At 43.2% G+C, this 13,904-nt stretch carries 8 protein-coding genes; 7 read left to right on the top strand and 1 reads right to left on the bottom strand.

What is annotated here, in order from left to right; all coding sequences use genetic code 11:
- Positions 1-15 precede the first annotated feature (15 nt).
- The 6 genes from ACXAEY_RS04815 (at position 16) to ACXAEY_RS04840 (ending at position 7,864) form a co-directional block, all read left to right on the top strand.
- Entirely contained in the window at positions 16-702 is a 687-nt protein-coding gene (locus ACXAEY_RS04815; protein ID WP_474810718.1) for a Crp/Fnr family transcriptional regulator, read from the top strand.
- 24 nt (positions 703-726) lie between these two features.
- Positions 727-1,191 carry a DMT family transporter gene (locus ACXAEY_RS04820; RefSeq protein ID WP_474810719.1) on the top strand — a complete coding sequence of 155 codons (465 nt, stop codon included), beginning with the start codon at positions 727-729 and terminating at the stop codon, positions 1,189-1,191.
- 147 nt (positions 1,192-1,338) lie between these two features.
- Positions 1,339-2,070, top strand: coding sequence for a MurR/RpiR family transcriptional regulator (locus tag ACXAEY_RS04825; protein ID WP_474810720.1), 732 nt, complete (start codon positions 1,339-1,341; stop codon positions 2,068-2,070).
- Between the two features lie 119 nt (positions 2,071-2,189).
- The gene (gene mngA, locus ACXAEY_RS04830) at positions 2,190-4,121 is read left to right on the top strand and encodes a PTS 2-O-a-mannosyl-D-glycerate transporter subunit IIABC (RefSeq protein WP_474810721.1); all 1,932 of its coding nucleotides are present in this window, start codon (positions 2,190-2,192) and stop codon (positions 4,119-4,121) included.
- Positions 4,122-4,143: 22 nt separating this feature from the next.
- Positions 4,144-6,753: a mannosylglycerate hydrolase gene (mngB, locus tag ACXAEY_RS04835; RefSeq protein WP_474810722.1), complete on the top strand. Its 2,610-nt coding sequence runs from the start codon at positions 4,144-4,146 to the stop codon at positions 6,751-6,753.
- 10 nt (positions 6,754-6,763) lie between these two features.
- A complete protein-coding gene (locus tag ACXAEY_RS04840) occupies positions 6,764-7,864 on the top strand; it encodes a glycerate kinase family protein (RefSeq protein WP_474810724.1) in 1,101 nt (366 codons plus the stop codon).
- A gap of 131 nt (positions 7,865-7,995) precedes the next feature.
- Here ACXAEY_RS04840 and katG read toward each other — a convergent pair whose 3' ends face one another.
- A complete protein-coding gene (katG, locus tag ACXAEY_RS04845; RefSeq protein WP_474810725.1) occupies positions 7,996-10,242 on the bottom strand; it encodes a catalase/peroxidase HPI in 2,247 nt (748 codons plus the stop codon).
- Positions 10,243-10,550: 308 nt separating this feature from the next.
- Here katG and ACXAEY_RS04850 point away from each other — a divergent pair, with 308 nt between their 5' ends.
- Positions 10,551-13,742, top strand: coding sequence for a DEAD/DEAH box helicase (locus tag ACXAEY_RS04850; RefSeq protein ID WP_474810726.1), 3,192 nt, complete (start codon positions 10,551-10,553; stop codon positions 13,740-13,742).
- The last annotated feature ends 162 nt before the right edge of the window (positions 13,743-13,904 follow it).

Below are 13,904 nucleotides of genomic sequence, written 5' to 3' on the forward strand. Positions count from 1 at the left end.
AAGGGATGGAGTTTCATGAAAAGGACAGTTGATCAACTAATTGAGGAATACATTGAAACGTATAAGCTACAGACGATCTTTAATAAAGAACTCCGTTCAAAATTCTCACTCTATACGTACGAACATGGAGAACGCATCGGTGATCAGGGAGGACCTGCAGAGCATTTATATGTTCTTGTAAAAGGGAAAGTCAAGATTTATACGACGTCAGAAGAAGGAAAGACGCTTATCCTTTCTTTTAAAACACCGATCGAATTGATCGGTGACATCGAATACGTACGCGGAGGCAGCTTGATCAATACAGTCGAAGCGGTTTCGACGGTACATCTCTTAGGGATCCCTTACACTGCATTAAGAAAATACGGTGGAGATGACCCTGCATTTCTTCAGTTCTTGCTCAAAATTATTACAGATAAATTTTATGTCAAATCGAATTCCCTTAGCTTTAACCTTATGCAATCTGTTGATGTGAGGCTGGCAAGTTACCTTCTCTCAGTTACAGAAGATGAACATGAATTGGAACAAGATAAAAAAGTCAATTTGACCGATGCTTCGAACCTGATCGGAACGAGCTATCGCCACCTTAATCGGATTATTAAACAGTTCTGTGAAGAAGGTTTGATCGAACGGAGCAGCGGTGGCATTTTAGTGAAAGATCGAAAAGGTCTTGAAGCGTTGGTCGGTCAAAGTATATATGAATAGCAATCAATTTGAGGTGATTATAAAATGATGATCGGTTTACTAATGGCAGTCATCGCTGGCTCATTTGTTAGTTTGCAAAATATCTTCAATAGTAAAGTAAGTGAACGAGCAGGATCCCTAGTTACAACAACGCTTGTGCTAGGTCTAGGATTTCTCGCTTCCCTTGTGATCGGATTGTTTGTTGAAGGTGGAAATCTATTTATGCTTGCAGATATGAAGCCTTGGTACTGGTTAAGCGGTGCGATCGGTATCGGTGTCGTGGTCTGCTTAGTGCAAAGTATTAACCACCTAGGTCCTACATTCGCCATTTCGATCGTGATGGCTTCACAGTTAGGTTTTGCCATTCTTTCAGACTCACTCGGCATTTTAGGATTAAAACAAGTCCCTTTCACATTTCAACAGCTTTTAGCGGTCATCGTGATTGTCTCCGGAATGATTATTTTTAAAATGAGTGGTAAGAAAGAGGAAGAAGTTGCGAAGGCTGCTTAATTCGTGATGAAAATATAGATCTATCCACCTTATCTTGTAGTAAGGTGGATTTTTTGTACCTAATTTCACTGGATTAACCTGGTCGTTCCAACAACTAAACCAACGGTGGTAAAATAAGTGTAAGACTACGCGTGAAGGAATGGTGTCATGTTATCTTTGGAGGAACGCTATCGCAAATTTGAATTTCAGTTGACTGATTTAGAAGATCAGATCATTCAATATATGCTCGAGCATCGTAGAGATGTTGTGAAGATGTCGATTCAGAAGCTTGCAAAGGAAACACATACTGTTCCGAATTCGATTATGAGATTGATGAAGAAGTTAGAGTATGAAGGGTTTACTCAGTTAAAGCTACGACTTAAAGATGAGATGGAAGAAACGGAGACAAAACCTGATTCGTTTCAATATGAAATCGAGCGAACGTTTGAATTAACAGATCCGAAGCTGATCGAAGTTGCGAGTGAATGGATGCATCAATCTCAGCGGTTGCTCGTATACGGCGCAGGAGCACTTTCCTATATTAGTGAACTGCTCGTTATGAATATTAAACCCTTCCATAAAGACGTAACGTTTACCGTACATAGACATCAAAATATAGCTGCGTTACACCATTTTACGAAAAAAGATCTGGTTATCCTCTTGAGTCAGTCAGGAGACACGGATCAAACCGTTGAACTTGCAGAATATGCGAAAGAGCGCGGTGCACGGGTTTTAGGAATGAGTCATATGGGTGAAAGTCGTTTGAGTCGGGTAGCGGATTTAATGCTGTATTGCTATGCACCTAAGGAAGAAATAAAAGGATATAATACTACGAATTTCGTCCCGATGGCGATCGTTGGACGAAAGGTAGTCGAAGCTTACAGAAAGCTCTGTGTATAAATACACAGAGCTTCTCTAATAGAGATCAGTTTTGTGAATGCGCTAACAAAAATAAGGGATAGAAGAAAAAATACTTTAAGCTATAGTTGTAAGCGATTACTTGATGAGGGGGTATAAACATGAACCTACAAAGCGTCACTTCTCTCGATTTGATTAAGATCAATCAACAGTACGCTTCAAAACGTGAAGCAATAGAATCATTAACAGAAGCCTTAGACGTAGCAGGTAAGCTATCAGATAAAAACCAATACTTAGAGGCGGTTTTAGACCGCGAAAAGCTTTCACCGACAGGTTTCGAAGGTGGACTTGCGATTCCACATGGAAAATCGACCGGTGTAAAAGAAGCGGCATTTGCGGTTGCAACTGTGACAAAGCCGATCGAGGATTGGGAAAGCGTCGACCCGACTAACGAGGTAGACCTCGTCTTTCTCCTCGCCATTCCTGAAGCAGAAGCAGGTACGACGCATGTTTCTCTTCTAGCGGATTTAGTTACGCGACTTTCCGACCCAGCTTATAAAGATCGGTTAGTAAAGGTGCAATCAGCAAAAGATCTCTATGATGCGCTAGGCAATGCTGAGGAAAAGGTGTCTAGTGAAGAAGATGAGTCTCGTCCTCTTGTTCTAGGTGTTACCGCCTGTCCTGCAGGTATCGCGCACACATACATGGCAGCAGAAGCTCTTTCAAAAGCAGCCGAGGGACTAAATGTAAGGATGAAAGTAGAAAAGCAAGGTGCGAATGGAATCGAAGGGCGTCATACGAAGAAAGACTTAAGTGAAGCTGTTGGGGTCATTTTCGCAAACGATGTAGCAGTGAAGGACCAAGATCGGTATAAGCACTTACCGATCGTGAAGACGAATGTCGCGTCTCCGATGAAGGAAGGAAAACAGCTGATTGAAAAAGTGATGCAAAAGAAACGTTCTGGTGATCAAAACATCGACCATTTAGATGAGATGGATGAAGAAGAAGGTGGTAAGCCTTTCAAAACGGAAATCAAAGATTCCATCTTAACAGGGATCTCGTACATTATTCCGATCATCGTAGCTGGTGGTATGATTTCAGCTTTTGCAACATTAATTGCACAAGGATTTGGTATGGAGGAGCTCCTTGCTACCGAAGGATCATGGCTGAATCAAGTGAAAACGCTTGGAGGACTGCTATTAAGTACGCTGATGGTACCCGTTCTTGCAGCATATATGGCGTACTCGATCGCTGATAAGCCAGGTCTTGGTCCTGGTTTTGCAGCAGGTGTCGCTGCAAACATGATTGGAAGCGGGTTTCTTGGCGGGATGCTAGGTGGATTTCTCGCAGGTTTCCTATTGAAATATATGAAGCAGAAAATTAAGCCGAGCGGAACATTCGCTGGTTTTGTGAGCTTCTGGGTCTACCCGGTATTTGGCTCACTCATCACGATTTTAATCATGCTGTTTGTAGTCGGTGAACCCGTTGCATGGTTGAATGGGGCACTTCTAGGTTGGCTTGATGGGATGACAGGTACAAATGCAATTATTCTTGGTGCTTTAATCGGTGGTTTCGTTTCATTTGATTTAGGTGGTCCAGTTAATAAAGCGGCTTATACGTTCTGTATCGGTGCGATGGCGAGCGGTAACTTTATTCCTTACGCTGTCTTTGCATCAGTAAAGATGGTGTCGGCATTCTCCGTTACAGCAGCAACGATCATTGCGAGTCGTTCGTTTAGTCAAAGTGAAAAAGCAGTTGGAAAACAAACGTGGATACTAGGTTTGGCCGGAATTACAGAAGGAGCGATTCCGTTCATGATCAATGATCCGATTCGCGTGATCCCATCTCTCGTCGCAGGTTCTGCCGTTACAGGAGCAATCGTATCTGTCGCGAATATCGGACTAAATGTCCCGGGCGCAGGCATCTTCTCACTTGCTCTACTACAAGGCGGATCAGGTGGCGTCATGAATGCAGTGATCTGGTTTGGAGCTGCGATCGTTGGTGCAGCAATATCAACTCTTCTCTTAATTCTATCTAGAAAACAAAAAATCCATAAAGTTGGATACGAAAAAGCGCTAAAACAAGCAGCATAATTTTTAAACGAGGTGAAGCAGCATGGCAGCGAACGTACACATCGTCCCACATATGCACTGGGACAGAGAATGGTATTTCTCAACGGAAGAATCACGAATTTTACTCGTTAACAATATGGAAGAAATTTTAACAAGGCTCGAAACCGATCCAGACTATCCTTACTATGTATTGGATGGACAAACCGCAATTCTAGAAGACTTCTTTGAGATTCGTCCTGACCAACGAGACCGCGTCAAACGCCTCATTCAAGCAGGTAAATTGATTATTGGCCCGTGGTATACGCAAACGGATGAAATGGTCGTTGGAGGAGAATCAATCGTACGAAACCTTTATTATGGAATGAAAGATTCCAAGGAATTTGGTGAGCCGATGAAGATCGGCTACCTTCCAGATTCATTTGGGCAATCAGCTCAAATGCCGCAAATATTGAATGGGTTCGATATTAAGTATTCGATATTCTGGAGAGGAACATCTGAACGTCACGGTACGGATAAGACGGAATTTTATTGGACAGCACCAGGGGGCTCTAAAGTCCTTGTACAGCTGATGCCGCTCGGATACGCAATTGGAAAATATCTTCCCGAAGAAGAGGAAGCATTGCAAACGAGAATGGATAAGTACTTTAAAGTATTAGACCGCGGGGCTACTGGAGAAGATGTGCTTCTTCCTAACGGACACGATCAGATGCCGATCCAGCAAAATATATATGATGTGATTTCTAAGTTAGAAAAGCTTTATCCAGAAAGAGAGTTTTTCTTAAGCCGCTATGAAGACTTACTAGAGAAGATCGAGAAAAGCGAAGGGCTCGATGAAATTTACGGCGAATTTCTTCACGGGAAGTATCAGCGTGTCCATCGAAGCATTTATTCGACTCGCGCAGACATTAAAGCTGCAAACACGCGCATTGAGAATAAATTAACGAATCATCTAGAGCCATTAGCGTCTCTAGCATACAAACTAGGATTTGAGTACCACCACGGGTTGATCGAGCCGATTTGGAAAGAAATCATGAAAAATCATGCACATGATAGTATCGGATGCTGCTGTTCTGATAAAGTTCATGCTGAAATCATGGGACGTTTTCAAAATGCAGAAGAGCGCACGGATCGCTTGATCGATTTCTACAAACGGAAGATCGCGGATCACATCGATACAGAGAAAACGGACGATCGTCTTGTATTATTTAACTTATTACCTGAACAGCGTGAAGAAGTTTATACAACTGCGATTACGACGAAATTTGAAGGCTTCAAACTGATTGATGACCATGGAGAAATTTTATCATATGAGATTCTTTCAAAAGAAATCGTGGACCCTGGCTTGATTGACCGTCAAATCGTTCACTATGGAAACTATGATCCTTTTATCAAATATACGATTCAAGTAAAGCCAAACTTACCGGGAATCGGATACCGTACGTATACTGTTGTGGAAGATGAGGATATTCAATCTGTAATACCTAGTGAGAGGTATCGAGTCGTCGAAACCGAAGCCTATGTGATCCATTTCGAAAACAATGGAACGCTAACGATCAAAGATAAGCAGTCTCAGAAAACACATGACGGTGTACTGAACCTTGAAAACCTCGGTGATGATGGGGACGAATATGACTTTTCACCTTTAGAAGGGGAAGAAGCTCAATTTAGTCGTCATAAAGTATCTGATGCAGAAGTTCGTGTACAAACAACGAAAGAGGCGTACCTTGCTCAGATTTCTTATGAGTGGAACGTACCAGCTAATCTAGAGACAAGAAAAAAAGCGGGTCGTGAATGGACGACGTTATCATTCACCTTTGACCTTAAGATCCCAGTAGAAGGAAAAGCGATCGAAGTGACGTGTAACGTTACGAACACGGCAAGTGATCATCGTATCCGCGTTCTCATTCCAACTGGAATCGCGAGCTCCTTTTCTTTCGCTGACCAGCAGTTTGGAACGATCGAGAGGAACGTCATCGATGAGGGGATGGACGTTTGGGAAAGTGAAGGCTGGGATGAGCGACCAGATGCGATCTATCCATTCCTTAGCTACGTAGGCTTAGAAAGTCAAGAAGACACCGCGATCGTAATGACTAAGAGCGTCAGAGAATATGAGATTATAGGCGAGCGGTTTGATACCATTGCGCTGACACTTTTCCGCTGTGTAGGTGTGCTAGGTAAAGAGAACCTTGTTCGAAGACCAGGTCGTCCATCAGGGATCAAACTTCCAACACCAGACTCTCAAATGCTAGGTACGTATCAGTTTGAGTTTGGTTTTGCTTATGCGAAAGGCAATCGAGATGAATCGAAAGTAGCACATCTCGTGAAACGCTATTTAAGTCCTTTTGTTTCCTATAACAAGATTCCGCATAATGCGATGAAGCTAAATCAAGAGGATGTTCGTGTACCTTCAGAGTATAGCTTGTTCAGCTTCGAAGAAAGTGATCTCGTGATGAGTACATTGAAAAAGGCAGAATCCGAGGAAGCGTTGATTTTGCGTTACTACAATCCTACACGGAATGATCAGACGCTCAAGCTCGAGCATCCTTCGCTCACAAAAGTAGAAGAAGTTAACCTAAATGAAGTGAAAAAGGGCAGAGGAACAACGGAACTACAACTCTCACCAAGTCAGGTGAAAAGCTATTTGGTTCAGTGAGGGTGAGAAGATGAACGTACTGGTTGCAATGGATTCGTTTAAAGGTTCTCTTTCTTCAAAGGAAGCTGGTGAGGCAGTAAAAGTTGGGGTTCATCGAGTGTTCCCAGATAGTTTCGTTGACGTCATCCCGATTGCTGATGGAGGAGAGGGGTCGCTAGAGGCGATCAGTTCTCTTCCAGGGCAGTTTGAAACGGTCGAGATTCACCAACTTGATGGCAAGAAGCGAGAGGCACGCTACTATCGAACGAATAAGGCTGCTTACATTGAATCAGCTGAAGCGGTAGGGTTGCATTTAATCGAAACGGAGGAATTAGTGCCGTCCAGGTTAACGAGCTACGGGATTGGCGAGCTGATTTTGGATGCAGAGAAGAAAGGTAGCAAAGATATCTACGTCTTTCTTGGAGGGACAGGGACGACGGATGGAGGGCTTGGGATGCTTCAAGCACTTGGGGTCAAATGCTTTGACAGTTCAAATAATGAGCTACCGTCCACCCATAATCCACTTCTTCATACAACTTCAATTCAACGTAGTACACAAAGAGTCAAGGCTAATCTCTATTTAGTAACGGATGTTGATAATCCATATCACGGGGAGCGGGGAGCGGCTTATGTGTTTGGTCCACAAAAAGAGATGAAGAAATCAGATGTTCCAGTTTATGATGCTGCCCTTCGTAAAGCAGCAACACTTCTTTCTATTTCAGGGCAAGAAAAAGGAGCAGGAGCTGCTGGCGGCATGGGGGGAGCGCTCTACTCCCTTGGCGCAACTAGGGTAGCTGGTATCGAGTGGATGCTGGAACATCTAAAAGTAGAAGAAAAGCTGAAAAAAGCTAACGTTATCTTTACTGGAGAGGGCCAAATCGATCGACAAACAGCTTATGGAAAAGTTCCTGCAGGAGTAGGAGGTCTAGCTTATAAGCATAAGATCCCATGCTTTGCATTAGCGGGGCAGGTCGTTGAACCAGTGGATAATCTTTATGAAAAACTAACTTCTGTTGTTTCAATTCAGCAAGGATGCCACCCACTAGAGCATGCTATTGATCCAGAAATTACGAAGTCTCAGCTTGCTTATAGTGCAGAGCAGGTGGTCCGGATTTGGAAGTCGAGTCAATAGATTCATTTGAAGATGAAAAAAAGAATAAAGTAATTAGAGCTTAACAAGTGACGCATGTGTTCAAAATAAAAAGCACCCTACCAGATGCCCTTGAATCAATTTGATTCATAGTCTAGTAGGGTGCTTAGTTCTTATGCGTTTTGAGATGTTACGACGTTTTTGTTTGATTTAAGATCGAAACGATCAGCGTCCATGATCTTAACCCATGCATTTACGAAGTCGCGAACAAATTTCTCTTTGTTATCTTCCTGCGCGTATACTTCGACCATTGCACGAAGAACGGAGTTTGAACCAAATACGAGATCCACACGGGAAGCCGTTCTTACAAGCTCACCAGTCTTGCGGTCGCGTCCTTCGTATTGGTTAAAGCCGCTTGGCTTCCATTCAATACCCATATCGAGGAGATTTACAAAGAAATTGTTTGAAAGCGTTCCGACTTTGTTAGTGAATACGCCATGTTTCGTATCGTTATAGTTTGTTCCTAATACTCGCATTCCACCAACTAACACCGTCATCTCAGGAGCAGATAGACCGAGCAATTGTGCTTTATCGACGAGTAGTTCTTCAGGGCTTAGCGTGTATTCTTTCTTCTGGTAATTACGGAACCCGTCTGCCATCGGCTCTAGTACTTCAAAGCTTTCAATATCTGTTTGTTCTTGGGTCGCATCGCCTCGTCCAGGAGAGAATGGAACAGTGATGTCGACACCTGCATCTTTTGCAGCTTTTTCTACTGCTGCAGATCCACCTAGAACGATCAAGTCAGCAAGGCTAACTTTTTTATCAAGGTCGTTTTGGATGTCCTCATAGATCGATAGTACGCGAGAAAGCTGTTCAGGCTCATTTACTTCCCAATTCTTCATCGGCTCAAGACGAATGCGAGCACCGTTTGCGCCACCGCGGTTATCTGAGCCACGGAACGTGCTAGCGGAAGCCCATGCAGTCGTAACAAGCTCGCTAATCGTTAATCCAGAGCTTAGGATTTTTGATTTCAGATCCTCGATCTCTGCGTTCGTTAGTTCATAGTCAACTGTAGGAACTGGATCTTGCCAGATCAAATCTTCTTCTGGCACTTCAGGACCAAGGTATCTTGCTTTTGGACCCATGTCACGGTGAAGCAATTTGAACCATGCACGAGCGAACACCTCTGCGAAATACTCTGGATCCTGGTGGAAACGACGAGAGATCTTTTCGTAGATTGGGTCTTCGCGAAGAGCCATGTCAGCAGTTGTCATCATCGTGTTCACTTTGATAGACGAATCCTCAGCGTCTGGTGCAAGGTGTTCTTCTTTCGGGTTAACTGGCTTCCATTGATGTGCACCAGCAGCACTCTTCGTGAGCTCCCATTCATAACCGAATAGTAGATCGTAGTATCCGTTATCCCATTTCGTAGGGTTCGCAGTCCATGCGCCATCAATACCACTTGTGATGGTGTCACGTCCTTTCCCACTACCGTGCGTGCTCTTCCATCCTAATCCTTGTTCTTCGATGTCAGCCGCTTCTGGAGCTGCACCTACATGTGCTTCTGCATCTCCTGCGCCGTGTGCTTTACCGAATGTGTGACCGCCGGCCGTTAATGCAACGGTTTCCTCATCGTTCATGCCCATACGAGCGAATGTTTCACGAATATCACGTGCACTTGCAAGAGGATCAGGGTTACCGTTAGGTCCTTCAGGGTTTACATAGATTAGCCCCATCTGAACAGCAGCGAGCGGGCTTTCAAGTTCGCGGTCACCAGAATAACGGTTATCCGCTAACCATTCTTTTTCCATTCCCCAATAAACATCTTCTTCTGGATGCCATACGTCTTCACGTCCGCCTCCGAAACCGAATGTTTTCAAGCCCATGTCTTCAAGTGCAACGTTACCCGTTAGTACGAGTAAGTCAGCCCAGGAAATCTTGTTTCCGTATTTTTGCTTGATCGGCCATAGTAAACGTCGCGCTTTATCCAGGTTAGCGTTATCCGGCCAGCTGTTGAGTGGTGCGAAACGCTGTGTACCCGTTCCACCGCCACCGCGTCCGTCGCCTGTACGGTATGTACCGGCAGCATGCCACGACATACGGATGAAGAGTGGTCCGTAATGACCGTAGTCAGCTGGCCACCAGTCTTGGCTAGTCGTCATCAAGTCTCGAAGGTCTTGCTTCAGTGCATAGTAGTCTAGTTTTTCAAATTCTTCTGCGTAATCGAAGTCATCACCCATTGGGTTCGTCTTTCGATCGTGCTGATGAAGTATATTAAGGTTCAGTTGGTTAGGCCACCAGTCTTTGTTAGTCGTTCCAACTTGTGTTGTAGTGATCGCATTTTCCTCTTTCGTCTTGCCGTGAGATACAGGGCATTGTCCAGCTGCAGCTTGGCTATCGTGCATTTCGTTTTTATCCATGTGTAATTTCCCTCCTAAAAAATGAGTAAAATGTGGTGATAATGTTTCTTAGATTATAATTATAATAAATTAATAGTTATTTTGAAAGAAAAACGACTCTATTTTTTAAAAAAGTTTGATAGTCTAGTGAAAATACACGGTTTTCATAAAACTAAATTTGTGCTGAGCTTCTAATGAAGTGGGTCTTTTTATTGAAGGTAAGGGTTTAAAAGTGGCAAGTACACTATGATAAAATGAGACAAAGAGTAACATGTCGGCAAGTGTAATACATGATTCCCCTCAACATTTGAAAGAAGGACGAGGATCTGATGGATATAACCTTAAGCAATAAAATAATAAAAGAACGATGCGGTAACCTTTCTTTCAAAAGAGGGGAGGACTATTATCGCTCAAATAAAGTAACGTTCCATGACTATCAAACGGACTATTGTAAAGCGACGGTTTCTGGAACAGAAGATTTTCAAGTGACTCTTGTAAATGATTCCGGTAGTTATCGAGGTGAGTGTAGCTGTCCCTCCTTATTGAACTTTGAAAAGGACTGTCAGCATATTGCAGCTGTGTTGATTGGGATAAAGGATATTCATGATGGAAGGGTTTCACCGAATACGGATGATCCTTCACCAAATGTGACGGAAGATTTTATGAAGTTATTCAATGAGAAACCTACAAGAACGGGTGAGCAACGGTTTTTCGAAAATAGAAAAACTCTCGATGTGACGTTTACTTGTAAACCAGTTTCAGTGGAAAATGGAGATTACGTGCTAGGAATTGAACTAACAATCGACCATACGAAGGTGCATCATGTACGAAGCTTTCTTATGGACATCAGACAAGGCAAAGCGAGCGACCTTTCTTCTATGTTTAGGTATGATCCGTCCGTCCATTGCTTCTCAGCAATAGCCGATACGATCATCCACCAGCTCATTCAAGTCGTCCTTGATGAAGAAGCATTTCTTGAATCGATCGAGAGTAAGAAAGAAAGCTTGGTGACAAGTCAAATGCTACTCGTCCCCCCATCTGCATGGATGAAAGTTGTTCCGCTTATTAAGGATGGTTCAGTTGTCCAAATTGAATACGGTGGCGAACGGTTTGAGCGCATCCAAATAATTGACGGAACGCCACCCATCACCTTTCTATTCGACGAATTACGAGGGGATACCTTCCAATTATCTATGAATGGTTTGGAACGAATGCTCATACTGAGATCCTATCGTTCTATCTTGTACGACGGAAAACTATTTCAGTTGGATTGGCGAGATTGTGAGCGTTTATACGACCTTACTCAAATGCTCCCATCCAGTAATGAGAATGTTATTCCGATCCCTGCAAAACATATCGATCATTTTCTCGAACATATTGTTCCAGATTTGAAAAGGATCGGAAGCGTCAAGCTTTCACAATCGATCAATCAAAGATTTTATAAAACGCCTCTCGTTGCAAAGCTCTATTTAGATCGTCTTAAAAATCGGTTACTCGCTGGATTAGAGTTTCACTATGATGGAGTCGTCATTCAACCGCTCGAGAGCAGAGATGTTCCTACAGGTCAGGCGATTATTCGAGATCTTGAAAAAGAAGAAGAAATTCTCAGATTGATGGATGAGAGTGGATTTTCGAAAACAGACGGTGGGTATCATATGCAAAATGAAGCCCTCGAGTATGAGTTTCTCTACCATGTTGTGCCTAAGCTCCAACAGAAAGTTCAACTCTATGCGACTACAGCGGTTCGCAATCGTCTCGTGAGAAAAGGCAATCATCCTACAATAAGGGTGAAGCATAAGAAGAAGGAACGGACGAACTGGTTGGAATTTAAGTTCGAGATGGACGGAATATCCGATAACCAAGTGCGTGAGATATTAGAGGCATTAGAAGAAAAACGAAAATATTATCGGCTGAAGAACGGCTCTCTCTTATCACTTGAAACGAGCGAAATGGAAGAGATGCATCGTTTTCTAACCACCGTCCCACCTCAAGATGAAGCGTTTGAGACAACCTTAAACCTCCCTGTAGAGAAAGGTCTCTATGTACTCGATTCGCTAGGGGATATGGTGAAAGCAGAGGAGTCATTTAAGAAATTTCTTGATGGGATGTATCGCCCTGAGCAGATAGATGTTGAAGTGCCACAAGATTTACAGCATATTTTGCGGGACTATCAAATCACAGGGTACAAATGGATGAAAACACTCGCGAGCTATGGTTTCGGAGGCGTCCTTGCTGATGATATGGGACTTGGGAAAACACTGCAAAGCATCACTTACATTGTATCTGAGTTATCAGCGATTCGAGAAAGCAAGAAGCCAATTTTAATCGTTTGCCCTTCTTCACTTACGTATAATTGGTTACATGAGATGAAGAAGTTCGCACCTGGCGTCCATTCTGTCGTCATCGATGGAACGAAAGCCAATCGAGAGAAATTACAGAAAGACTGTAAAGAAGCGGATGTCTTAATCACCTCTTACCCTCTTCTTCGTAGAGATAGGAAGTGGTATAGCGACCAAACCTTTCACACGGTTTTCTTTGATGAAGCGCAAGCTTTCAAGAATCCCTCCACACAAACAGCACGTGCGGTGAAAATGATCAAAGCAGATCAGCGCTTCGGACTAACAGGGACTCCTGTAGAGAATTCGATCGAAGAGCTTTGGGCGATTTATCACGTGGTATTCCCGCAATTATTTGGTGGTCTCAATGATTATAGTCACCTGACGAGGAAAACCATCGCAAGACGAGTACGGCCGTTCTTGCTGCGGAGAATGAAGGGAGATGTTCTTGCTGAACTGCCTGGCAAGATGGAGTCTCTAGAATCATCGGAGCTTTTACCTGAACAAAAGAAGCTTTATGCTGGTTATTTAGCGAAGCTTAGAACGGATACATTGAAGCATCTTGACCGAGATACGATACGGAAAAATCGTATAAAAATCTTAGCCGGTTTAACACGATTGCGACAAATTTGCTGTCACCCCGCCCTTTTTGTTGATGGATACAAAGGGAGTTCAGCTAAGTTTGAACAGCTTCTACAAATCATCGAAGAATCTCGTGTATCAGGTAGGAGAGTATTGATCTTCTCACAGTTCACTCAAATGCTGAAGCTAATCGGAATAGAACTCACGAAGCGCGGACATACTTATTTCTATCTTGATGGAGAAACACCCTCTGAATCACGGTTAGAAACGTGTCAGCGATTTAACGCAGGTGAAAGAGAACTGTTTCTCATTTCATTAAAAGCAGGAGGAACCGGGCTCAACTTAACAGGAGCGGACACCGTCGTCCTCTACGATCTCTGGTGGAATCCTGCAGTTGAAGAACAAGCTGCTGACCGAACTCACCGCATGGGGCAGGACAAAGTAGTCAATGTCATCAAACTCGTAGCGCGCGGAACAATCGAAGAGAAGATGAATGATCTTCAAGAGAAGAAAAGAGAGATGATTGCAGACATTATTAATCCAGGTGAGCATGAGCGAACGAGGTTAACGGAAGATGATATACGTGAGATATTTTTGGAGTAAATAGGTTGATAGGAGACAGGGGTACTAACCTCTGTCTTTTTTATTTTGGAAAAACAAGATCTGATTATTGAGAAAATTCATTCATTAATCTATAATATCTCTAAATCCATTTTTAGGTATAATTTTCAAAATAAATACTATATTCCGTACAATATACGTCGT

This window comes from Anaerobacillus sp. ABA4_114, from assembly GCF_056159065.1.

Bases quoted from the DNA above. Each gene is read 5' to 3' on its own strand.
- ACXAEY_RS04815 (WP_474810718.1), top strand. From the start codon at position 16: ATGAAAAGGACAGTTGATCAACTAATTGAGGAATACATTGAAACGTAT.
- ACXAEY_RS04820 (WP_474810719.1), top strand. From the start codon at position 727: ATGATGATCGGTTTACTAATGGCAGTCATCGCTGGCTCATTTGTTAGT.
- ACXAEY_RS04825 (WP_474810720.1), top strand. From the start codon at position 1,339: ATGTTATCTTTGGAGGAACGCTATCGCAAATTTGAATTTCAGTTGACT.
- mngA (WP_474810721.1), top strand. From the start codon at position 2,190: ATGAACCTACAAAGCGTCACTTCTCTCGATTTGATTAAGATCAATCAA.
- mngB (WP_474810722.1), top strand. From the start codon at position 4,144: ATGGCAGCGAACGTACACATCGTCCCACATATGCACTGGGACAGAGAA.
- ACXAEY_RS04840 (WP_474810724.1), top strand. From the start codon at position 6,764: ATGAACGTACTGGTTGCAATGGATTCGTTTAAAGGTTCTCTTTCTTCA.
- katG (WP_474810725.1), bottom strand. From the start codon at position 10,242: ATGGATAAAAACGAAATGCACGATAGCCAAGCTGCAGCTGGACAATGC.
- ACXAEY_RS04850 (WP_474810726.1), top strand. From the start codon at position 10,551: ATGGATATAACCTTAAGCAATAAAATAATAAAAGAACGATGCGGTAAC.